We start from the raw sequence: 21,946 nt of genomic DNA, 5'->3' as shown, positions 1-21,946 counted from the left end.
GGGGCTATCTTTTTGAATCCTAGAGCCCTCCCTTCAGTCGGCCGCCCCGCCAAAGCGGGGCGGCCGACTGAATCTGGTATCAGACGTCGAGCTGGGCGAAGCGGGCATTTTCCTCGATGAATTCGCGGCGCGGTTGCACGTCGGAGCCCATGAGCTTCTCGAAGATCTCGGCGGCGTAGAGGGCGTCTTCCATGCTCACCCGCTTGAGCACCCGCCTGGCCGGGTCCATGGTGGTCTCCCACAGTTGCTCGGCGTTCATCTCACCCAGGCCCTTAAAGCGCTGGATCTCGTAGCTCTTGTCGCCGATCTCGGCCAGGGCTTTCTTGAGGGCTTCGTCGTCGAAGAGGTAGCGCACTTCCTTGCTCTTGCCCACGCGCAGGCCGTAGAGCGGGGGCTGGGCTATGTAGAGGTAGCCCTGCTCGATGATGGGGCGCATGTAGCGGTAGAAGAAGGTCAGCAACAGGGTGCGGATGTGCGAGCCGTCCACGTCGGCGTCGGTCATGATGATGATCTTGTGGTAGCGCAGGTTCTCGATGGCGAAGTGCGCTTCCTCGCCGTCCCGGTTGCCGATGCCCGCGCCAATGGCCGCTACCATGGCCCGCACCTCAGCGTTTTTGAGGGCTTTGGAAAGCCCGGCCTTCTCGACGTTCAAAATCTTGCCGCGTAGGGGCAGGATGGCCTGAAAACGGCGGTCACGCCCGCTCTTGGCGCTTCCGCCTGCGCTGTCGCCTTCCACGATGAACAGCTCGGACTCGGCGGGGTCTTCGGATTGACAGTCGGCGAGCTTGCCGGGGAGGTCGTCGGACTCGAGGGGGTTAGAGCGGCGCACCAATTCACGGGCTTTACGGGCGGCCTCACGGGCCTGGGCGGCGCGCTGGGCCTTTTCGTAGATCAGCTTGGCGATGCGGGGGTTTTCCTCCAAGTACTCCGAGAACTTTTCGTAGACTACCTTGCTCACGGCGGTCTGGGCTTCGGGGTTGAGGAGCTTGCCCTTGGTTTGGCCCTCGAACTGCGGCTGGGGGATCTTGATCGAGATCACCGCCGAGATGCCCTCCAACAGGTCCTCGCCGGTGGGCTCGAGGTCCTTGACCAGCCCAGCCTTCCTGGCGTAAGCGTTGATGGCGCGGGTATAGGCGGTCTTGAAGCCGGAGAGGTGGGTGCCGCCGTCGCGGGTGGGGATCATATTGGCGTAGGTCACCAGTTCGGCGTTGTAGCTCCTGGAGTGGATGAGGCCCACGTCTACGCTCACGTTCTCCACGTCGCCCTGCAAGAGCACCGCTTTGTCATAGAGCAACTCCTCGTTCCCCGCCAGAAAGCGGGCGAAGGAAGCCACGCCGCCCTTGTCGAAGAAGACCTCTTCCTTCTGGTGTTGCTCGTCTTTGAAGACCAGCCGCAGGCCTGCTACCAGGAAACTCACCTCGCGCAGCCGGTTTCTGAGCTTGCTGGCCTCAAAGGTGAGGCCGGGGTCGAAGATGGTGTGGTCGGGCATGAAGGTCACGCGGGTGCCGCGCTTGCCTCCCGGCGCGCTGCCCACGACCTCGAGCGGCTTGGTCACTTCACCGCGGCTGAACTCGATCTTGTAGTGTTTGCCCTCGCGGAAGACCTCCACGATGGTGTACTCCGCCAGGGCGTTGACCACGCTGGCTCCCACCCCGTGAAGGCCGCCCGAGACTTTATAAGCGCCCTCCTCGAACTTGCCTCCTGCGTGCAGGACGGTGTAAATAACCTCTACGGCTGGCTTACCCTCCTCGGGCATGATGTCGACGGGGATACCGCGCCCGTTGTCCTCGACCGTGATCGAGCCGTCGGGGTGCAGGGTGGTGATAATCTCGGTGGCGTAACCGGCCAGGGCTTCGTCTACCGCGTTGTCCAGGATTTCCTTGAAGAGGTGATGGTAGCCATCCGACTGCGTCCCGCCGATGTACATGGCGGGGCGGTGGCGAACCCCCTCGAGACCTTTCAGGACTTTGATCTGGGATGCGTCGTAGTTTGCGGTGATCTCAGTGCTCACCCGGACATTATAGCATATTACGCAAAAAACATAATAAAACTGAACATTGCCTGAGATGATGAAAATGACCTTCTAAACGGGATAAAATTGAGTGATCAGGAAGGACTCGAGTCGATGCATACGGGCTTCATGATTTTGCGTAGCGAGGTGAAGCTTGTCCTGGATTGCTTTCTTCATTGATTTTGCACATCGTGAGGCTGCCCCTAATTCCGATAGGGGCGAAGTGGGTGCGTCGTAAGTCGAACGCCCGGTCCCACAGAGAAAACTCCCCTCGAGGGCGGCTCGAGGGGAGTGGGGCAGGGGTTTCTGCCTACTTCTGCACGCTCAGGGTGTAGGAGCCCGATCCGCTGTAGGAATAGACCAGCCAGCGGTAGGTGCCCGAGCTGGCCGAGTAGGTGATGCTCTCGCTCGAGGTGTAGCTCTCGGAGCGGGCCACGGTGCTCCAGCTTCCCGAGCTGTTGCGTTTTTGCAGGTAGAGGTCGAAGTCGGCGTTGGAGGGGCCAGTGAGGGTGCCCCTGAGGGTGCCGCCGCTGTAGCTGAAGCCGGTGGAGCCAGGGTGGTAGTTGTACGCGCCGCTGCCGCTGAGGGTGCCGGTGTAGGTCTCACCCGAGGGCGGCGGGGGCGTGCTGCCGCCGAGCAGGGAGTAGAGCAGCCGGTTGGGCGAGCCGCTGCCTATGCTCGAGAGCCGGCCCGAAGTGGCGCCACCCACGATGGCGCTGGCTACGGCGCTGGGGGTGGCGCTGGGGTTGGCCTGCAGGTAGAGCGCCGCCACACCCGCGACGTGCGGGGTCGCCATCGAGGTGCCGCTGATGGTGTTGGTGGCGGTGTCGGAGGTATACCAGGCCGAGGTGATGGAGGAGCCTGGAGCGAAGAGGTCGAGGCAGCTTCCGTAGTTGGAGAAGGAGGAGCGGGCGTCGGAGGAGGTAGTCGAGCCTACGGTGATGGCGCTGCCGACGCGAGCGGGGGAGTAGTTGCAGGCGTTGGCGTTGGAGTTCCCGGCGGCGATGGAGAAGGTCACGCCGGCGGCGATGGCGTTGTTGACCGCGCTGTCGAGGGCGCTGGAGGCCCCGCCGCCCAGGCTCATGTTGGCGACGGCGGGCTTGACGTGGTTTTGGGCGACCCAGTCCACCCCGGCGATCACGCCCGAGTTGGAGCCCGAGCCGTTGCAGTCGAGCACCCGCACCGGGTGCAGGGTCACGCCCTTGGCCACGCCGTAGGTGCTGCCGCCCACGGTGCCCGCGACGTGGGTGCCGTGGCCGTTGCAGTCGTCGGCGCTGCCGCCGGGGGTCACCGCGTCGTAGCCATTGCCGATGCGCCCGCTGAACTCGGCGTGGGTGCGGCGGATGCCGGTGTCGATGATGTAGGCGTGGACCCCGGCGCCGGTGTAGTTGTAGGTGTAGCTATTGGACAGCGGGAGGTCGCGCTGGTCGATGCGGTCGAGGCCCCAGGTAGCCGGGCTCTGGGTGGCCCAGGCTTCCATCACCTGGTCGGCCTCGATGTAGGCGACGCGCGTGTCCTGGCGTAGGCGCCTGAGTTGCTCGTCGGAGAGGCGCACGGCCACGCCTTGCAAGGCGGTAGTGTAGGCCTGGCGCACTTGGGCACCCTCGAGCCCCAGGCTCTGGAGGGCCTGGCTCTGCACCGCGCCCGCGCTCAAGCCTGCCTTCAGGCTTTGCAGTGCGGGCAGCACACTGGCGTCCTTCTTGTAGACCACGATGTACTGCCCAGGGATCGCCTGGGGGTTGTCCAGCCCCAAGACGGGGACCCCGGTGTCCTCGGCGACCTGCGGACTGGAGGTACAGGCAGCTAGTACCAGCAAGACCGCGGCCAACAGCGTAAATCGACGCATATCAACCTCCATAACGGTTTGGGTTTTGAAGCCCGTCCAGGATCCTAAACCGCTGAGTGGATCTTGGTCAACTGCCCGATGGATTAGCGCCTCTTTAGATGCAACTCATAAAGCACTTCCACGGCGTCGCTCAGACCAAAGTACCGAGCCTCGAGCTGGCCTTTGCCACCTTCCAAAGGCTGCAGAAGGAGCAGATTGCGCGGGCAGCTGGCCAAGCGCCTGGGTTTCACCTTCGAGGGTGTGCGCCGCCAGGACTGGAAGTGGTCCTACGGCTTCGTGGATATAGCCTGCTATGCGCTGCTGGCCCACGAGTGGCACGAGGCGCCTGCCAGACCATGTTTCAATCTCCTACGGAGTATCTCGAGCTTACGCCATGGGCACTGATATGGAACCGGATGGATCTGGCGCTAGTTTCAATCTCCTACGGAGTATCTCGAGCTTACGCCCAAGGCTCGCCTGGGGTGTAGCACGGGCACAGCAGGTTTCAATCTCCTACGGAGTATCTCGAGCTTACGCCGATCGCCCACCGCCTGGACCGGCGCATCCTGATCGCGTTTCAATCTCCTACGGAGTATCTCGAGCTTACGCCGCGACCTTTGACGAATAGGTTGTCTGCGTAGATCCTGTTTCAATCTCCTACGGAGTATCTCGAGCTTACGCCTGATGGGCATGTCGTCCCTGGGCGGGCGGATGTAGTTTCAATCTCCTACGGAGTATCTCGAGCTTACGCCCCTCCAGGCCCTCGGCCTTCCCCATCAGGAGGGCAGTTTCAATCTCCTACGGAGTATCTCGAGCTTACGCCGTTTATCGCTCACGGTATCTCCTTTCCAGTTTTTTGTTTCAATCTCCTACGGAGTATCTCGAGCTTACGCCACTGCATGGCAGCGAACTCAGCGGCCCGCACCCAGTTTCAATCTCCTACGGAGTATCTCGAGCTTACGCCCGAGTTGGCGTAGTCCGCTGAAGCTACCCCGTATCATGTTTCAATCTCCTACGGAGTATCTCGAGCTTACGCCGTCGGGCTGAGAGCGCAGCACCCGGAAGAAGTTCACGTTTCAATCTCCTACGGAGTATCTCGAGCTTACGCCGTGGTGACGCCGGTGGACATCGTGGACGCTACCCCGTTTCAATCTCCTACGGAGTATCTCGAGCTTACGCCGAGCCCCGCTCAGGTCGAGGCCGGGAAGCTCCCGGAGGTTTCAATCTCCTACGGAGTATCTCGAGCTTACGCCTTGCCCCATCGCCTCCCGGCGGCCAGGATGCGGGTTTCAATCTCCTACGGAGTATCTCGAGCTTACGCCAGCCTCCCGAAAAAGGCAAATGCAGGTCGGCCTTCTCGGACTCGAATTCGCATGCGGCCTCGAGCGCCCCCTCGAGCCAGTGCCTCGCGGGACCTCGAGGGGCCGTTTTTGCCGTCGGGCACGGTGACGCACGCGGCACCTGACCGAGGCGGGCACTCGAGATGGAATTTGGCCTGCCGGGGACGGGAAAAACCCCGGCCCGGGGGCCGGGGTCGGGTGAAGTGGCGTTCGCGCTCGAGGGCTCTAGATGAACTCGGGCTCGTCCAAGCGCTTGACGGCTTCGTGCCCGATGCGGTAGGTGCGCCCCACGGCCTCGGGGGGGAGGAAGTAGACGGCCAGCACGTCCTCGTCCTTGTCCACCAGGTCTTCAATCCTGGCCTTGAGCAGCGCCCAGTGCTCGCGGCGGAGCCGGCACTCGAAGACGCTGAACTGTCGCCGTTCGCCGAAGCCTTTGAGCAGGCGGGCAAGCTTGGCCCGCCTGGAGTCGGACGGGGTGTCGTAGGCCACGATGGCGTAGAGCTCCATGCTGCACCCCTAGCGCACCGTGAAGGGCTCGTAGGCGGGTAGCTCGCCCATCAGGTGCTTGACCAGGACCCGTGCTTGCACCAGGACCGTCTGGCGGTAGCTGTAGGCTTTGCCCAGCAGCGGGTGGCGTACCCGGTCGGTGAGGCGCTCCTCCCAGGCCCGCAGGAACTTGGGGAACGACTCCTTGCGGAGCTTGGGGTAGCCCTCGGCGTCGTCGAAGTCCTCGAGGGTGAGCCGGCGGTTGTTGAGCAGCGACAGCACCACCGAGTCGGCCAGGATGCTGCGGAACTCCTCCATCAGGTCGAGCGCTAGGCTGGCCCGCCCATAGCGGACCTCGTGCAGGTAGCCCACGTAGGGGTCGAGCCCGGCAACCTGCAGGGCGCTCTCGCACTCCTTGACCAGGAAGGTGTAGGCCAGCGAGAGCAGGCTGTTGGCGGGGTCGCGCGGGGGGCGGCGGTTTCGCTCTGAAAAGCGGAAGCCCTCCGGGAGCAGCGCGGCGTAGGAGCGGAAGTACACGTCGGCGGCGTTGCCCTCGAGCCCGCGCAGCGCCCCCTCGTCCGCCGCCTTGTCGAGCTCGCCGATGGCCCACCGGATCCCCTCCCAGCCCTCGGCGCCGTTGCGACGCAGCAGGGTCAGGCTGTTGCGAAGCTTGCCGAGCACGAAGCGCCGGGCCAGGGCCAGCTTGCGCGCGGGGTCGAGGTGGGCGGCGAATTGGGCCACCCGCGCCGGGGCGTTCTTGGCGGGGGTGCGGGTCAGCCCCGCGAAGTACCTGCCGCTGGTGGAGACGTAGTGCAGGCCGATGTTCTCCTCGGCACAGTGCTTGAGGAGGGCGGGTGTGACCACCGCGTTGCCGAGCACCACGATCTCCTCCACGCCGATCAGGGGCTTCTCCAGCAGCGTCTCGCCGCCGCCCGGGTCCCGCTTCGAGACTTTAAGAGTGCCGCCGTCCTTGGCGAGGTAGCCGTCCTCGAGCACGTAGACCACACCCATCAGCCCCCGCCCTCCTCCCGGCGCAGCAGCTCGGGTTGGCAGGCCTCCCGGGTGCTGCACCCCGCGCACTTGCTAGGTGGCACCGCCACCCCCGGCGGCCTGGGGCTTTGCAGGAGCTGGCGCATGTGGGCCACGGCCACCTCGGCGCGGCCCAGCAGCTCGGGGGTGAGCGCCACCTCGCGGCGGGTCCGGCTGGCGTGGTAGTAGACGGCACCCCGGCGCGCCCGCTCGCCGCGCGACTCCTCCAGGCACAGCGCCTGGGCGGCGAGCTGCACGGCGTCGGAGTCGTTGGCTTGCGGGAAGGCCCGCCCCTTCTTGTACTCCACCAGCACGGGCTCACCGCCGGCGTACTCGATGCGATCCACCACCCCCACCAGCCCCAGCCGGTCCGACCAGACCCACACCCCGCTGCGCTCGCCCCGCTCGGTATAGGCCCGAGCGTGTAGGTGGTGTTCCTCGATGACGTGGTGGTTGCGGTGGACCTCGCCCAGGACGTACTCGAGGTAGAACCGGCGGGGGCAGAAGACCGCCGTGTTCACCTTGGAGACGGGTAGGTAGTGGGCCTCGTCCATAGGCCAGCTTTAGCAAAGCCTTGTCGCAGCATCGGGCGAATTCGAGGCCCCGCGAAGCTCGGCCGGGAACGATGAACTTGGTCCAGGCCCCGGATCGGTCATGATTAGCTAAGAACGGATCGCAATAGCCGGAGCGGGCGGCCTCGAGCCCCACGTTGCCGGTTGTGTGAGGACCGCCATGACCAACGAGAACGACATCCGTCTGATCCAGCGCCTCGAGGGTGGCGCGGCGCTGAGCGCGGTCGAGTTGGCAGAGCATTTGGGCATCAGCCGAGCCAGCGTGTACCGGGTGATCCAGCGCTGTGAAAACCGGGGCTACAACATCGTGCGCGAGCGCGGTCGCTTCCGGTTGGCCAGCCGCAACCGCGACGCCGAGCGCCTCGAGTTCAGCCTCAGCGCGCAGCAAGCCCACGACCTGGTGGCGGCGGTGGAGAGCGTGCGCCGCCTCACGCCCTATGCCGCTGAGGCCCTCGAGGTCTTGCGCAAAACCCTCATCGGTAGTAAGCTCGCGCGCTCCTCGGTCGTCTATTACCACTCCTACGACGAAATTGCCCCGGATGTGTATCAGCGGGTCGTGGCGGCCATCGAGCAGCGCAAGGTGCTCGAGCTCACCTACAGACCCACCAACGTCAAGCGCAGCCTCAACCAGCACACCTTCGAGCCCTACCGGATCATCTTCTGGAACGGACACTACTACCTCGCTGGCCGCAGCCACACTTTCAGCCACAAGCCGGGCGGCGGCCTGATGCACCTGCGCCTCGACCGGATCCTCGAGGCCAAGGTCGCGGTAGCCTGGCGCGAGGGCCAGAAGGTGCCCGACACCCTGACCTTCCCCGAGCCCGACTTCGACCCCCAGGCCTACGTCGAGCGCAGCTTCGGAACCTTCGGCGGCGACGGCGAGCCCGAGGAGGTCGTGCTGCACTTCCCGGCCCACAACGCCAAGGCGGCCGCCGAGGTTCAGCGCCACCCCAGCCGGGAGCTGCTTCCCCAGGACGACGGGTCGCTGATCTACAAGCTCACGGTGCCCATAACCGAGGAGTTGGTGTGGTGGGTAGCCTCCTGGAAGGGCTTGCGGGTTCTCGCGCCTGACCACCTGCGCGAGAAGGTGCGCCGGCACTGCCTCGAGCTTGCCTACCTGAACCAATGAGCTGTCCCCGGGCCAGGTCGTGCGGCGGGATCACCCCCTCACGCTTGGCGGGGCTGTCATCCCCGTGTGCGATCACGAGCCAGCGTAGCAGAAGAGGCACCCGTCTGGACTGTGCAGTGACATTTAACCCCGGTATTTCAAACTGGGTATAGTTTACCTGTAATAGGGAACCGTTCCTTGTCGCCCGACGCTGCGACAGGGGTTTTGCATCCTGAATAGAGCGGAGGTTCGATGGATTTCCGGGAGTTCCAAACCAAGACAGCGAACACCCTGAGGCGTGGAAGATCGGTGCTGCTCCATGCCCCTACAGGTATAGGGAAATCCGTGGGGAGCGCGCTGGGCTTCACCCAGGCATTGCCGGCCAGCCCGGCTGCCCCTGCTCGCGATGCCCTTTTGGGGACGCGGCTGCTGCACGTCCTCCCGATGCGGGCCCTGACCAACAGCGTGGCAAAGGACATCGCAAAGCTGCTCGAGCGGCAGGGCTTCGGCGAGGTGTACCGGCCCGCCATCCACCACGGTCAGCAGCAGGAGAGCGAGATCTTCGCCGAGCGGGTAGGGGTCACCACCATCGACCAGTACCTCGCGGGCTTCGCGGGGGCACCCCTGAGCTTCTCCAGCAGGAGCGGGCACGCCGTGGCGGGGGCGATCGTGGCCTCGTACAGCGTGTTCGACGAGGTGCACCTCCTGGGGCCCGAGCGCGGCTTGCCCCTGTTGTACGCCGTGTTGCAGCAGCGCAAGCGCTGGGGCCTGCTCTCGACGGTGATGACGGCGACGCTGCCGAAGTCGGTGCGCGAGTTCCTGGTGGAGCAGGTGGGCCTGGAGGCCGTAGAGCTGAGCTCCGCCGACGTCCAGGCCCGCGACGGCTGGCGGAGGGTTACCTTGAGCCTCGAGGAGGTTGAGCAGCCTGCCGAGCGCGTCCTCGAGGAGTTCAAGGCCCACGGACGGGTGATCGCCTTCGTCAACACCGTCGACGCCGCCGTCGAGCTTTACCGGCGGCTTCAGCCCCGGCTCGGCCCCGAGGAGTTGTTCCTGGCCCACTCCAACTTCGCGCCCAGCCACCGCAAGGCCGTCGAGGAGCGCCTGCTCGAGGTCTTCGGCCGGGGCTCTACGGCCCGGGCCGTCTGCGTCCTCACCCAGGTCGGCGAAGCGGGGATCAACATCTCCGCCCCGGTCGTGCTCTCCGAGCTCGCCCCCGTCGACAGCCTAATCCAGCGGGCGGGGCGCTGCGCCCGGTTCGACACCCAGCCGGAAGGCCGGTTCGTGGTCTACCGGCCCAGGCGTGAGCGGAACCACATCCCCTACGGCGAAGACCTGGTGAGACGCACCGAGGCCGCCCTGCACAACCGCGGCGACAGCTTCCGGCTCGACTGGACCGCCGAGAACGAGCTGGTGGATGAGGTCTTGGACGCCTACTACGCGCACTTCATCCGCGGCGAGAACGTCAGCCGCAGGGACGCCGAGATCAAGAAGGCCAGAAAGGGCGAGCGGGTGGAACTGCCGCAGCCCGCGCCGAAGACGAAGTCCATCACCATCGCGGACGCGCTCGGCCTGCTCGACCAAACCTTTCACAGCCGCAGCGCGGACGTGCTCGAGGGTACCCTGCGCGAGATCAACAACGTTCAGGTGGTGGTGGTCAGCGAGCCTCCCCGGAACGTCGCAGGCACCGAGGTCGTTGGGGGTGAAGGCGGGGAGAACCTCTCGGAGTTCGAGCGCTACCTCGCACAGCAAAACCTGCTCAAGCCCTACCAGCGCGACACCCTCGAGAGCATCCCGGTGAGCTACGGCCGCTTCGCCCGCAGACTCGAGGAGCAGGACCTGTGGGAACTCAAGCTGGTGAAGGAAGAGAGGTACGACAAACCCCTCTACCTGCTGCAGCGAGCCGAGCGGGTGCGGCCCAACCACACGTACATACTCCCGCAGGCCCGGGCCGGTTACTCACCCACCGTGGGCCTGAGCTTTGGCGAGGTGGACTACGTGGAGCCTGTCCACGGCCTGATCACGCCCGTGGTGCCCCGCCTCAGCGAACAGGCCCAGCCGCCCAAGCACAACTTTCAGGGCTGGCGGGCGCACTGCTCGAGGGTCTACCGCGCCGTGGACTCGATGCTGAAGTCGAAGTACTCGGCCTGGATCTTCCACATCGCCGAGCAGATGCAGGCGAGAGGGGCCTTGGAAAGCGCCGAGCAGTTCGCCCAGACCCTCGAGAGCATGATCCGCCTGGCCGCGCTGCTGCACGATATCGGGAAATTGAGCCAGGGCTGGCAGCGGGCGATCGGCTGGCGTGAGGGAGAGTTCTGGGCGAAGAGCAAGGAGGGGGTGAGGGTCGGGGAACTCCCGCCCCACGCCTTCCACGCCCTGCCCGCCCTGCGCTACCTGTTCTATCAACTCGGTGTGGTCGACGAGCAGGGCAAGGTAGACCGACTGGCCGAGCTGATCGCCCTGGCCGCTGCGCGGCATCACTCGCTGGGTGAGCTGGACGGGACGCTGAAATGGCAGCCCTTCGAGCTGCACGAGGGGGTTCTCGAGGAAATTCAGCAGCTCCTGCGGGACGAGCTCGGCGAGGACTCCGAGCCGATACAGGCGCTGATCGCCCCGGGGCTTTTCGACCACATCAACGACGCCAGCACTTACGAGCTGATAGAGGGGAAACACACCTACGTCCTCGACACGCCGAGCCCATCCGAGGACTACTACCCCTTCTACGTGCTGGCCAGCCGGATGATCAAGGTGGGCGACTGGGAGGCGAGCGGGGAGCGGGAGGTGGAGTTGTGCCGCTGAAGTTCGGACGGCTGGGCGTGGCGACCAAGACCTACTACGTCCAGAAGACGGGTTTCCCCTTCTACGACGCCTGCCAACTGGTGGGGGCGATGCACCTGTTCTTCGGCTCGGGGGCCTCGAGCCTGCGCGACCTGCGCACGCACTGGGAGCTTTCCGGCCCCGTGGTGGGGGCCAACCCCGCCAACTACGGCGAGCGCCTCAAGGGCAAGGGTTTAGAACGCGTGGAGCAGACGACACTGGTCGTCCTGAACGAGCTCGAGGCCTCCCGGGGCGAGGTCGAAGGCTTTTTCGAGGCCAGGCCCCCAAAGGCCGAGGTGCTGCAAAAGGCCAAGCAGGAGGGCGTCTCGCGCTACCTCGAGCCCGCCTGGCTGACGGGAGCCCGCAGCCCCGACGCCGCCCAGTACGGGGTGCTCGCGTCCCAGCGGGGGCTGCCGGGCAAGCGCCCTGTCCCTGAGATCCTCGTGGCGACCTTGGGGCTCACCCAGGCCGCCCTGGCCTACGGCAACGACGAGGTCACCACGGTGCTGCCCGTGTTGGAAAACTCGGTCCAGCCCATGACCCCTTTCATCACCTTCAGACAGCGCTACCAGCACCGCGCTGGCGGCGCGATCTCGGCGGTGTTCGCCGCGCTCGGGATCCTTGCCGACCTCGGCCTGAGGTACCGCATACAGGATTTCGCCTTCGCCTACCACGGCGGGAGGGGGTTCTACTACAGCGGCCTCCTCGGGCTGCACCGGTTGTGCGTGGCCTTCGCGGGCGTGAAGGAGTTCGCCCACGAAGCCCTGGGCTACCTCGAGCGCACCCGCAGCCTCGAGGCGGGCGTGCCGCTCGACCTGGCGCGGCTGCTGGCGGACTTCCTCAAGAACCCCTCGATGGACACCCTGGCGGCGATGGCGCGGGCCAAGGCGAGGGTGCTGGTAGACGAAAGTCTGCCCGTTAATGTGCGGGGCTATGTGCGGGCGGCGGCTAGTGAGCTTTTGGGAACCCTGGTGTCGATACAGGAGGCGATGAAAATGGCAGAAGCTAGGCAGATCCCACCCCCCAGCGAGGCCCTGGTGAAGGCACTGGGCGAGGTCTTTCGTGGTGAGCGCGAGGGCGCTTGGATCGGGGCGTACATCGGCCTCGAGCGCGCCGACAAGCCCGAGAAGTTCTACGCGGAGGTCGCCAAGATCCTCTCGAGGGCACTCGCGAGGGCGGAGAAGGAGCGGAAATGGCTGGCGAAGAACCTCAAGGAGGCCATGGACTCGCTGAGCTCTGAGGAAGTTCTGTCGGCTCATGACCAGCGCACTTTCCCCGCTCATAAGACCGCTTTCTTGCTGCGCGTGCTGGCCAGCATGAAGTATCAGCCCGCCAAACTCGAGGCCGTCGAAGCCGCCCAAGGAGAAGAAGCATGAATTACACCAGCCTTTCGATCAGCTTCCGCATCGGCCTGGCGTTCCACGCCATGAACAACGAGGGCAGCAGCGGGACCAACGTGATGGAGCCGCGGCGCATCAGCGTGGGCGGTCATAATTACGACGGCATCTCGGGCGAGATGGTCCGCCGCCACGTCTTGGAGAACTTCGTGCGCATCGCGAAGTCTAAGAAGCTTCCGCTTAGCTTGGCAGGCGAAGGGCTTCATTCGGACAGGGCAAAGGATCTTGTTAAGGAGTGGATTGCACAGAACTCTGAGATTCAACCGATTGAGGACAAGGGGGATGGGGAAAAAGACGGGGGTGGTACTCAAGAGGAAAAGAAGAAAAAAGCAATTCTAAAGATGGAACCAAGGCACTTCGCGGTCGCATCACGTAAACTGTTGGAGTGTTGCGCAATCGTTGATGTAGGGGGCTTCTTGGCAGCGATAAGCAAAGAAGAGAAGGTGCAGCGCGATGGAAAGGATTACGGCGTCGAGGGAACCTTGAAGCGCGACTCGGTTTTTGATGTAGGATGGCTTATTTCCGAAACGCCAGCCATCGTGGAGTTTTCACAGCACGCCGCCTACCGCCCCGACGGGCAGCACAACCTCTTCACCCAGAACATGCGGGCGGCGGTGTACGGCGGGGTGGCCCGGCTCGACCTGGGGCGCATCGGCTACAACGACTGGGCCTGGCTCGCGCCGGATCGCAACGACCTCCACCTGGACGACGAGCAGCGTCGCCAGCGGGCGGCAGCACTGCTCGACGCCTGGGAGCAGTGGCTGCTCTCCCCGGCGGGGGCGAAGCAGGCCGGCTGGTTGCAGCACACGGGGCAGCTCGAGGGCATCCTGGTGCTCTCGAACTTCGGGCCCGCTCCCTTCCGTTCCCCCATCGAGGTCGAGCTCAGGTACGACGCCGAGGGCAGCCCGCTCGCCGAGCGCATCAAGCCCAACCCGCGCTACAGAGCCGAGCTCGCCACGCTGGCAGAGGCCAAGCCCGGGCGCTACCGCGCGCTCGAGTTCGATGGCCTGCCCGGTTTGGCTAGGGCTTTCGACCAGGCCCGGGCCGCGATCGGCCTGTAGGAGCGGCCATGTCGGAGCTTTGGTTACGGGCCCGCTTTCTGACGCACTCCTTCCACTACCGCATGCCCGACACGGTAGCCATCAGCGCCGTCAACCCGGCGGTGCCCTCGCCCCTCACGGTGCAGATGGCCATGCTAGCCGCGTACCTGCGCGAGGGTGAGCGGGGGAAGGCCCAGGCCCTGCTGGAGCTGTTGCCCTTGAAGGTGCGGGTGCGCCCCCCACGGGGTGCGGTCATCTACCGGGGCATCATGCGCTACGTGCGCCCGCCAAAGGACGCAGGCGACCTCGACAAAAATACCGGTGCGGGCTACAAGATCTCGCCGCACTTCCGCGAGTTCGCCCTGATCGACGGGGCTCTCGAGGTCTACGTACTAGTTCCGGCCGAGCATCGCGGGCTCGTGGCGGAGGCCCTCGAGCGCATCCCCTACCTCGGCGCCAAAGACTCCCTGGTGAGTTGCCAGGGGGAAGTTGAGCCGGTGGCTGAACCCCCGCCCGACTGCGCGGTGTCCCTGGAGGACGCCGATATGACCAGGGTTGCTGACTACGTGGTGCTGCAGCTCGCCGATTTCGAGGGGCGTGAGCGATTATTTCCCCCTGCTAAAGGCAAGCAGAAGGCCCAGGATAAGGCACTCACCCTGGAGCGCCTGCTCCCTAGCCAGCGGCTCAAGGAGCACTACCGGCTGGGCACTTACTTGGTCGAGGGGCAGGTTTACTCTTCCGGCAACGTGAAGGTGTTCCGTCGCGGTGGGGGAGGCTGATGCCCCACGCCTTCCTGCTCCACCTGACCTCGAGCGACCCCCGCCCCCTGCGTTACCCCGGGCTTTACGCGCACGGCCTGTTCTTCGCGCTGTTGGGCAAGCTCGACCCGGCTCTGGCCGCCGCGGTCCACGCGGCTCCCCGCAAGCCCTTCACGCTGGCGGCGCTCGAGCCCTCCCCGCCAGCGGGTAGGGGAGGGGAGGTGGTGCTGCGGATAACCACCCTCGATGACGGTCTGTTCGGCCCGCTGCTGGGGGTCCTCCTCCGCGAGGGCGTGGACGGCCTGGCCTTGGGCGACCACCCGTACCGCCTGGCCCGGGTTGTGGCCACCCCCCAGGGCAGCCCCCTCGCCGGCCGCCGCACCTGGGAAGAGCTGGCCGCGGCCCCGCCCACCCGCTGCCTGCGCCTGCGCTTCCGCACCCCCACCGTGTTCGCTACCTCCAAGCCCGGTCGGCGCGCCCGCCACACCCCCCTACCGGACCCCCTCCTCATCGCCAAGTCCCTGTTATCGAGCTGGCAGCACCACAGCCCCCTGCGCTTCCCGGAGGTCGAGGCCGCTGCGCTGCTGGCGGTCTTCGAGCTCGACCTCGAGCTCACCCGTTTCGCCGACCTCCGGTTCGAGCGGGCCCAGGCCGCCAAGGGGTTCTTCCCCGGCTTCACCGGGGCGGTGGAGGTGCACTGCCACAGCGACAGCCTCGAGGCGCAGCGGGCACTAGGAATCCTGCAGGCGTACGCCTTCTACGCTGGGGTAGGGGCCAAGACCGCCTACGGCCTCGGGCTCACCACGCCCTACTGACGCGAGCGCGAACGCCACTTCTCGGCCCAAAGCCCCCTGAATGGGGGCTTTTACTGTCCTGGACGTAGACCAGACCCCACCTTTTGCACACTCAGGCTAAGCTCGCGTGCGTACCCGTCAGGAACGGGTCTCATGCTGCCTCGAGGGCGTCAGTTCGTGTAGACTAGGAAAAGTCCACACGCCGTGTGCGATTTCGGAGCTAGAAAGGCTGTGACGAACAGGATGCCTGATCGGGGCGTTGCAAAGGCGCTTAACCTCGTAGAGGATTGAAAGATGCAGGCCGAGACCGAGCGCTGCGACGACTCGGTTGCAAAGGCGCTTAACCTCGTAGAGGATTGAAAGGCCAGCAAGTTCTTCCTCCCGCTCAAGGCGAGAGGTGGTTGCAAAGGCGCTTAACCTCGTAGAGGATTGAAAGCGCTGGTAGCGCAGGTCCGACAGCCCTTGCTCAATTGGTTGTTAACCCCCGCCGGGCCCGCCTCGGGCTTAAGTCGGAGGCGCGACAGGGGCTCAGCCGCTAACCTGCAACTCGCGGAGGTGGCCCAGAGGCCGGCCCCGGGCGAAGCGGCAGCAGCGGGAAGCCAGGGAAGGCCGCATGACCTGCGGCCCTCAAGCGCCTCGAGCACGACGGCTCCACCGGGTGATGCTGCGCCGCTTGGCGCGCGAGCGGCAGGTGAAGGGGGGCGGCGGGCACCGCTGAACGCTACGGTTTCCGTAGCAAAGGATTGCAAATTAGAACCTTGATATGTTATCATCGTAATAGATGTAAGCAGTATGCTCTAAACAGGAGAACGGCCCCTCAAGCAAGAGCAGGAGGAAATTTTATGGCGAACGAACCTCACTCCCCCTCGGCCCAGATTCACCCCGCCCTCTCCATCTCCCAGCTCCGCGGAAGCTTCCGCGGCCGGGTCATCACGCCGGACGACCCGGGCTACGACGAGGCCCGCACCGTCTTCATGGGGGGCATCGACGCCCGGCCGGCGGTGATCCTGCGGGCGGCGAACGCCGACGACGTGGCCCGGGCGGTCGCGCTGGCGCGGGGGAGCGGCCTCGAGCTCGCCGTCCGCGGCGGGGGCACAGCGGGGCCGGGCACAGCACGGTCGAGGGGGGCATCGTGCTCGACCTGCGCGACATGAAGGCCCTGGACGTCGACGTGGAGGCTCGCACGGCCTGGGCCGAGGCCGGCCTGACCGCGGGCGAGTACACCGAGGCCACCGGGGCGCACGGCCTGGCGACCGGGTTCGGCGACACCGGCTCGGTGGGGATCGGGGGGATCACCTTGGGCGGGGGGATCGGCTACCTTGTGCGCAAGCACGGCCTCACCGTCGACAGCCTGCTCGCCGCCGAGGTCGTGACCGCCGACGGGCAGCTCCTCTACGCCGACGAGGAGCACCACCCCGACCTCTTCTGGGCCCTGCGCGGGGGCGGGGGCAACTTCGGGGTCGTGACCCGCTTCAAGTTCCGGCTGCACCCGGTGGACTCCGTGGTGGGCGGGATGCTCCTGCTCCCGGCCACGCCCGAGGTCATTGCCGGCTTCATCGCCGAGGCCGAGGCCGCGCCCGAGGAGCTTTCGGCCATCGTCAACGTCATGCCCGCCCCGCCGATGCCCTTCGTGCCCGCCGAGCACCACGGCAAGCTGGTGCTGATGGCCCTGATGGCCTACGCGGGCGAGGCCGAGGCCGGGGAGCGGGCCCTGGCCCCCTTCCGCAGGCTGGCCCCACCCCTCGTAGACCTGCTGCGCCCCATGCGCTACCCCGAGGTCTACCCGCCGGAGGAGGAGGGCTACCGCCCGACGGCGGTGGCCCGCACGATGTTCCTCGACGCCGTCGACCGGGGCGTGGCCGAGACGGTCCTCGAGCACCTCCGCTCCTCCACCGCCGCCATGCGGGTGGCGCAGCTTCGGGTGCTGGGCGGGGCGATGGCCCGCGTGCCCGTGGAGGCCACCGCCTTCGCCCACCGCGGCCGCCGCATCATGGCCAACGTCGCCGCCTTCTACGGCCCCCACGACCGGGCCGAGCAGGAGGCCTGGGTGAAGGGCTTCGCGGCGGCCCTGCGCCAGGGCGACGGCGGCGCCTACGTCAACTTCCTGGGCGACGAGGGGGCCGAGCGGGTCCGCGCGGCCTACCCGGGCCCGACCTGGGAGCGGCTGGTGGCCGTCAAGCGCCGCTACGACCCCGGCAACCTCTTCCGGCGCAACCAGAACATCCCGTCTCGAGGGTGAACCGCCCGACGCCGGGGCCGGGGGACGTCCCCCCGGCCCTCGTCGCTTCCCGGCAAGCGCCGCTTAAGCCTGCGGCGCGCAGGGCAAGATGTGCCGCTAGCAGCGGCGCTCCAGGGCCTGAGGCCGCGCAGAAGAAGGCCTCAACCGCTGAAAAACTCGACCAACACGGGGGCCAAGGCCTCGGCTGCCACCTCGTGGGTCTGGTCATCGAGGGTGCGGTGCCGGGCGTTGGGGATCGCCTCGGCCAGCGCCAGCGCGGTGGCGTGCATGAAGTCGTAGGCCGGGCGGTGCTGGCCGCGCTGCTCGACCATCACGATGTTGTCGTCGGGGGCGTCGGAGTTGACGAAGTGGCGGAAGTGCTTGAGCCTGTCGGGCCTCTCCAGCGTGACCCTCCACTCGCACTGGTAGGTCTGGATGTGGCGGGCCATCTGGGCCTCGAGCTCCGCCGCCAGGCCCAGCTTATCCTCCACGATCACCTCGCGCAGGTACTCGAGGCCCCCCTCCAGCTTCTCCAGCCACACGCTGGTGCGCTGGAGCCGGTCGGCGGTGCGGATGTAGAACATGAGGAAGCGGTCGATGTAGCGCACCAGGGTCTCCTCGTCGAGGTCGGCGGCCAGCAGGTCGGCGTGGCGGGGTTTCATGCCGCCGTTGCCGCACACGTAGAGGTTCCAGCCCCGCTCGGTGGCGATCACCCCCACGTCCTTGCCCTGGGCCTCGGCGCACTCGCGGGTACAGCCCGAGACCGCCATCTTGATCTTGTGGGGGGTCCTGAGGCCCTTGTAGCGGTTCTCCAGGCGGATGGCCAGCCCCACCGAGTCCTGCACCCCGTAGCGGCACCAGGTGTCGCCCACGCAGCCCTTGACGGTGCGCAAGGCCTTACCGTAGGCGTGGCCCGACTCGAAGCCGGCGGCGATGAGGTCGGCCCAGATGTGCGGGAGCTGCTCCAGCCGTGCGCCGAAGAGGTCTATCCGCTGCCCTCCGGTGATCTTGGTGTAAAGCCCGTACTTCTTCGCCTCGGGGGTGATCTCCCCGCCGGGGATGCGGGGCACCACCGAGTAGGTGCCGTCGCGCTGCAGGTTGGCCAGGAAGCGGTCGTTGGTGTCTTGCAAGGGTGCGTGGGCGTCCTCGAGCACGTACTCGTTGTGGAGCGAGGCCAGGATCGAGGCCACCGCCGGCTTGCAGACCTCGCAGCCGTACCCCGTGCCGTGGTCGCGCAGCAGGGCGTCGAAGGTCTTGTAGCCCTTGACCCGCACGATGTCGAAGAGCTCGCGGCGGCTGTAGGGGAAGTGCTCGCAGAGGTGGTCGCTGACCTTTTCGCCCAACCGAAGTAACTCCTCCTTGAGGATCTCGCCCACCGTGCCCACGCAGCCGCCGCAGCCGGTGCCAGCGCGGGTGGCCTTCTTCAGCGAGGCGACGTCGCGGCAGCCCGAGCGAATCGCCTCGCAGATGGTCCCTTTGGTCACGTTCTCACACGAGCACACCCGCGCCGTCGCGGGCAGGCGGGTCTTGGGGGCAGGACCTCCTTCGCCGGGGGGGACGAGCAGGTGCTCGGGGTTGTCCAGCTCCACGGCGTTCAAGACCAGGTTGTGCAGCTTGGCGTAGTCGGAGGTATCGCCCACCAGGATGCCGCCCAGGAGCCGCCTGCCGTCCTCGCTGAGCACCAGCTTCTTGTAGAAGCCCTTGCCAAAATCGCTGTAGAGCACCTCCTGGGCGCCCGGTGTCTGGGCGAAGGCGTCGCCGAAGCTGCCCACCTTCACGCCCAGCAGCTTGAGCTTGGTGGACAGGTCCGTGCCGCTGAAGGCCCGCTCGCCGCCCGTGAGGCGCTCGGCCAGGACCCGGGCCATCTCGTAGCCGGGCGCTACCAGCCCGTAGACGCGGCCCTGGTAGAGCGCGCACTCCCCGATGGCGTAGACGTGGGGGTCGGAGGTCCGGCAGTGCTCGTCGATCACGATGCCGCCACGCTCGCCCACTTCCAGGCCGCTTTGGCGCGCCAGCTCGTCGCGGGGGCGGATCCCCGCCGCGAAGATCACCAGGTCGGCCTCGAGGCGCTCCCCGTCGGTGAAATGCAGCGCCGCCACGCGGTTGCCCCTGGCCTCGAGAGGAAGGAGTCGATCACCACCAGGTGCTCCATGTGCACCAGAGCCTCGCGCACCCAGTCCGAGCGTGGGGAAGAAGGGATGGGGTTCGAGCCCATTACCAGCATCCCCCGGATCTCCCCTCGAGCGACGGCCTCCAGGATCCCAAAGGCCGAGTACCCCTTGCCGGGGAGTTGCTCGGGCTCCACTCCCCACACGCGGGCGACGGCCTGGCGGTCGGCAGGGTCTTCGATGCTGCGGTAGCCCGGCAACTGGTCCGCTTTCAAGCCCATTTCCCGCGCCCCTTGGCCGTTGGCCTGGCCGGTGAGGGTGCCAAAATCAGCCCCCAGCGCCAGGTTGATGAAAGCCAAGCTGGTGGCGACGCCGCGCGAGTTCTGGTCGGCTCCGCGCCCGGTGAGGATGAGGGCCTTACGGGCGCTGGCAAGGAGAAGGACGGTCTGTTCGACCTCGTAAGGCATCAGCCCGCAGACCTCCGCGGCCCAGGCCGCTGTACACCCCTGCACAGCGCTCAGGGCTTCCTCTAGCCCTCGGGTGCGCTCGGCGATGAAGCCGTGGTTGAGCCGCTGCTCCCTGGCCAGCAGATAGAGCAGGCTGTTGGCCAGCGCCAGATCGGTGCCGGGGCGCACGGCCAAGTGCACGGTGGCCAGGTTGGCGGTGAGGGTGCGTCGGGGGTTTACCACGATGAAACGGGTTCCGCCCTCCTTGGCCCGCTGCAGATGAGGCATCAGCATGGGCAGGCACTCGGCGGCGTTGGAGCCCACCAACAGGATCAGGTCGTATCGGGGAAGGTCGGCGAGGGGGCGGTTGAGCCCCCGGTCCAGCCCCAGCGCACGGTTCTGGGCCGCCGCCGCCGACATGCAGTAGCGCCCGTTGTAGTCCACGTGCGGTGTTTCCAGGGCCAGCCGGGCGAATTTGCCCAGCAGGTAGGCTTTTTCGTTGCTCAGGCTGGCCCCGCCGTATACCGCGTTGGCGCTCCTGCCGTGCTCGGCGGCGACGGGCCGAAAACCCCGCACGGCCACCTCCAGCGCCTCTTCCCAACTTGTGGGCTCGAGCCGCCCACCCTTGCGCACTAGCGGGGTCCTCAGGCGGTCGGCGTGCCCCAGCAACTCGCCCGAGGTCAGGCCCAGCACGCAGAGCTTTCCCCCGTTGACGGGGTGGGGCAGCGGCTTAACCGTGCCGTCAGCGTGCAGTTGTATCGCACACTGCATGGCGCAGAAACAGCAGTGGGTGGGGGTGCTGGGGAGTGCCTCCATAGGGTTGTGTTCTAGGGATGGGAAGCCAGGCCTCCCATGCCGGGAAGTATAGAGTTGAATATGCAAACTGTCAATGAATTTTTGGTCAACTAATCACTTTATGATTAACACTTTGCACAAATACGCTTAATATATGCAAAATGTCATCGTATTATTTAATATATGGCAAGAGTACATGGTGCAAATTTAATTCCAAAATAAATTAACTCCCTGGAAACCCAGGGAGTAGCAGCCGCTCGGGTCAGCGCTTGACCGAGCCCACCGCGCCGATAGCCTGGTCGTCACTCAGCGAGCGCAGACGCTTGCCCAGGTCCTGCCACCACAGCAAGGGGGGGCTCTCGAGCCTGGGCATGGAGGCGATCTCAGGTCGCTTCTTCCAAAGCTTGAAACGCAGCAGGGCTAGGTTGAGGAAGAGTTCGCGGTACTCCGGCGGGGTGCGCTGGACGTGAAAGTGAAAGCGAATTCCCCGCGCCTGGGAGAAGGATAGGATGATCGGCACGCCTTCGGGACCTTGGAGTGGGATTTCCACGGTCTGATCGGGGAAAGTGTGGGCGGTGGCTTCTTCCTCGTGCTGGATCATCCCGATCTCGATGAGGATCTGGGCGAAGGCCGAGAACTCCAGCCCGCTGATCTCGCGGTACAGTCGGTCGATGAGGCCGTAGGTAGGGCTCAACTCGAAGCGCTCGCCGGGTTGCTCGGCCCACCACATGGCGTACTGCCCCTTGGGGGGTGCGAGCGAAGCTTGGATGAACAGCCGGTCCTGCCGCGCCACCTCGCCCACGTCGTCGGGATAGATGGCGAAGAGGTCGTCGGTACTGTAGAAAAGCGGCCTGAGCCGTCCGAACTTGCGGGCAATCTCGTGAACGGCCATGAAGTGCCCGGCGGCCTTCTCGTCGGCTTCGGGGTAGAAGAACAGGTCGTACTCGCCATCTGGGGCCTTGACCCGCAAGGGCACCACCAGCACCCCCTGGCGGGTGACCCGCACCACATCGGCCTCGAGCACCTGCACCTGCGAGCCGCGAAAACAGGTCTCGGCGGCGGTGATGAAGTGCAGGGTAGGGGTATGCGCGCTGAGGGGGCCCTCGAGCCACACCTTTGGCCAATCGGCGGGGGCATTTGTGATGAGTTCGATAGGCCCGGCCTGCACGGACCTTAGGCTACTGTAGGTAGAATGCGAAACGCAA

General features: G+C 66.0%; 16 protein-coding genes and 1 CRISPR repeat array. Of the genes, 8 read left to right on the top strand and 8 right to left on the bottom strand.

What is annotated here, in order from left to right; all coding sequences use genetic code 11:
- Nucleotides 1–79: 79 nt before the first annotated feature.
- The 5 genes from B047_RS0109880 to cas4 form a co-directional block, all read right to left on the bottom strand.
- Entirely contained in the window at nt 80–2,011 is a 1,932-nt protein-coding gene (locus tag B047_RS0109880) for a DNA topoisomerase subunit B (RefSeq protein ID WP_018466799.1), read from the bottom strand.
- A 310-nt stretch (nt 2,012–2,321) separates the two neighbouring features.
- Nucleotides 2,322–3,857: a S8 family peptidase gene (locus B047_RS0109875; RefSeq protein WP_026234785.1), complete on the bottom strand. Its 1,536-nt coding sequence runs from the start codon at nt 3,855–3,857 to the stop codon at nt 2,322–2,324.
- Nucleotides 3,858–4,194: 337 nt separating this feature from the next.
- Nucleotides 4,195–5,158: direct repeats of the CRISPR family, unit length 36 nt; unit sequence GTTTCAATCTCCTACGGAGTATCTCGAGCTTACGCC.
- Between the two features lie 243 nt (nt 5,159–5,401).
- Nucleotides 5,402–5,683: a CRISPR-associated endonuclease Cas2 gene (gene cas2, locus B047_RS0109870; protein WP_018466797.1), complete on the bottom strand. Its 282-nt coding sequence runs from the start codon at nt 5,681–5,683 to the stop codon at nt 5,402–5,404.
- A 9-nt stretch (nt 5,684–5,692) separates the two neighbouring features.
- On the bottom strand, nt 5,693–6,673 hold the full coding sequence (gene cas1, locus B047_RS0109865; protein ID WP_018466796.1) for a CRISPR-associated endonuclease Cas1: 981 nt from the start codon (nt 6,671–6,673) through the stop codon (nt 5,693–5,695).
- Entirely contained in the window at nt 6,673–7,245 is a 573-nt protein-coding gene (gene cas4 / locus B047_RS0109860; protein ID WP_018466795.1) for a CRISPR-associated protein Cas4, read from the bottom strand. The genes cas1 and cas4 overlap by 1 nt, the downstream gene beginning before the upstream one ends.
- 178 nt (nt 7,246–7,423) lie before the next feature.
- Between cas4 and B047_RS0109855 the strand changes: the two genes are divergently transcribed.
- The 8 genes from B047_RS0109855 (at nt 7,424) to B047_RS16635 (ending at nt 17,413) form a co-directional block, all read left to right on the top strand.
- The gene (locus B047_RS0109855; protein WP_018466794.1) at nt 7,424–8,392 is read left to right on the top strand and encodes a helix-turn-helix transcriptional regulator; all 969 of its coding nucleotides are present in this window, start codon (nt 7,424–7,426) and stop codon (nt 8,390–8,392) included.
- A 231-nt stretch (nt 8,393–8,623) separates the two neighbouring features.
- Complete coding sequence (locus B047_RS0109850; protein WP_084784985.1) at nt 8,624–11,167, top strand: CRISPR-associated helicase/endonuclease Cas3; 2,544 nt, start codon at nt 8,624–8,626, stop codon at nt 11,165–11,167.
- Nucleotides 11,158–12,561, top strand: coding sequence for a hypothetical protein (locus B047_RS0109845; protein WP_018466792.1), 1,404 nt, complete (start codon nt 11,158–11,160; stop codon nt 12,559–12,561). The genes B047_RS0109850 and B047_RS0109845 overlap by 10 nt, the downstream gene beginning before the upstream one ends.
- Nucleotides 12,558–13,643, top strand: a complete 1,086-nt coding sequence (locus B047_RS0109840; protein ID WP_018466791.1) for a DevR family CRISPR-associated autoregulator — start codon at nt 12,558–12,560, stop codon at nt 13,641–13,643. The genes B047_RS0109845 and B047_RS0109840 overlap by 4 nt, the downstream gene beginning before the upstream one ends.
- Before the next feature lie 8 nt (nt 13,644–13,651).
- Nucleotides 13,652–14,401: a hypothetical protein gene (locus B047_RS0109835; protein ID WP_018466790.1), complete on the top strand. Its 750-nt coding sequence runs from the start codon at nt 13,652–13,654 to the stop codon at nt 14,399–14,401.
- Nucleotides 14,401–15,195 carry a CRISPR system precrRNA processing endoribonuclease RAMP protein Cas6 gene (gene cas6, locus B047_RS0109830; protein ID WP_018466789.1) on the top strand — a complete coding sequence of 265 codons (795 nt, stop codon included), beginning with the start codon at nt 14,401–14,403 and terminating at the stop codon, nt 15,193–15,195. The genes B047_RS0109835 and cas6 overlap by 1 nt, the downstream gene beginning before the upstream one ends.
- Before the next feature lie 821 nt (nt 15,196–16,016).
- Nucleotides 16,017–16,328, top strand: coding sequence for a hypothetical protein (locus B047_RS18230; protein ID WP_211209148.1), 312 nt, complete (start codon nt 16,017–16,019; stop codon nt 16,326–16,328).
- Complete coding sequence (locus B047_RS16635; protein WP_018466788.1) at nt 16,307–17,413, top strand: FAD-binding oxidoreductase; 1,107 nt, start codon at nt 16,307–16,309, stop codon at nt 17,411–17,413. The genes B047_RS18230 and B047_RS16635 overlap by 22 nt, the downstream gene beginning before the upstream one ends.
- 140 nt (nt 17,414–17,553) lie before the next feature.
- Here B047_RS16635 and nirB read toward each other — a convergent pair whose 3' ends face one another.
- The 3 genes from nirB to B047_RS0109810 form a co-directional block, all read right to left on the bottom strand.
- Nucleotides 17,554–19,491 carry a nitrite reductase large subunit NirB gene (gene nirB / locus B047_RS16630; protein ID WP_018466787.1) on the bottom strand — a complete coding sequence of 646 codons (1,938 nt, stop codon included), beginning with the start codon at nt 19,489–19,491 and terminating at the stop codon, nt 17,554–17,556.
- Nucleotides 19,440–20,762, bottom strand: a complete 1,323-nt coding sequence (locus B047_RS18420) for a molybdopterin oxidoreductase family protein (RefSeq protein ID WP_018466786.1) — start codon at nt 20,760–20,762, stop codon at nt 19,440–19,442. Before B047_RS18420 ends, nirB begins: the two co-directional genes overlap by 52 nt.
- Nucleotides 20,763–21,003: 241 nt before the next feature.
- Complete coding sequence (locus B047_RS0109810; RefSeq protein ID WP_018466785.1) at nt 21,004–21,909, bottom strand: hypothetical protein; 906 nt, start codon at nt 21,907–21,909, stop codon at nt 21,004–21,006.
- Nucleotides 21,910–21,946 lie beyond the last annotated feature (37 nt).

The sequence above is a fragment of the Calidithermus timidus DSM 17022 genome (genome assembly GCF_000373205.1).
Taxonomy (GTDB): domain Bacteria; phylum Deinococcota; class Deinococci; order Deinococcales; family Thermaceae; genus Calidithermus; species Calidithermus timidus.
Note: the sequence above shows the minus strand (reverse complement) of the source record. Positions and strands in the feature narration are given on the sequence as shown.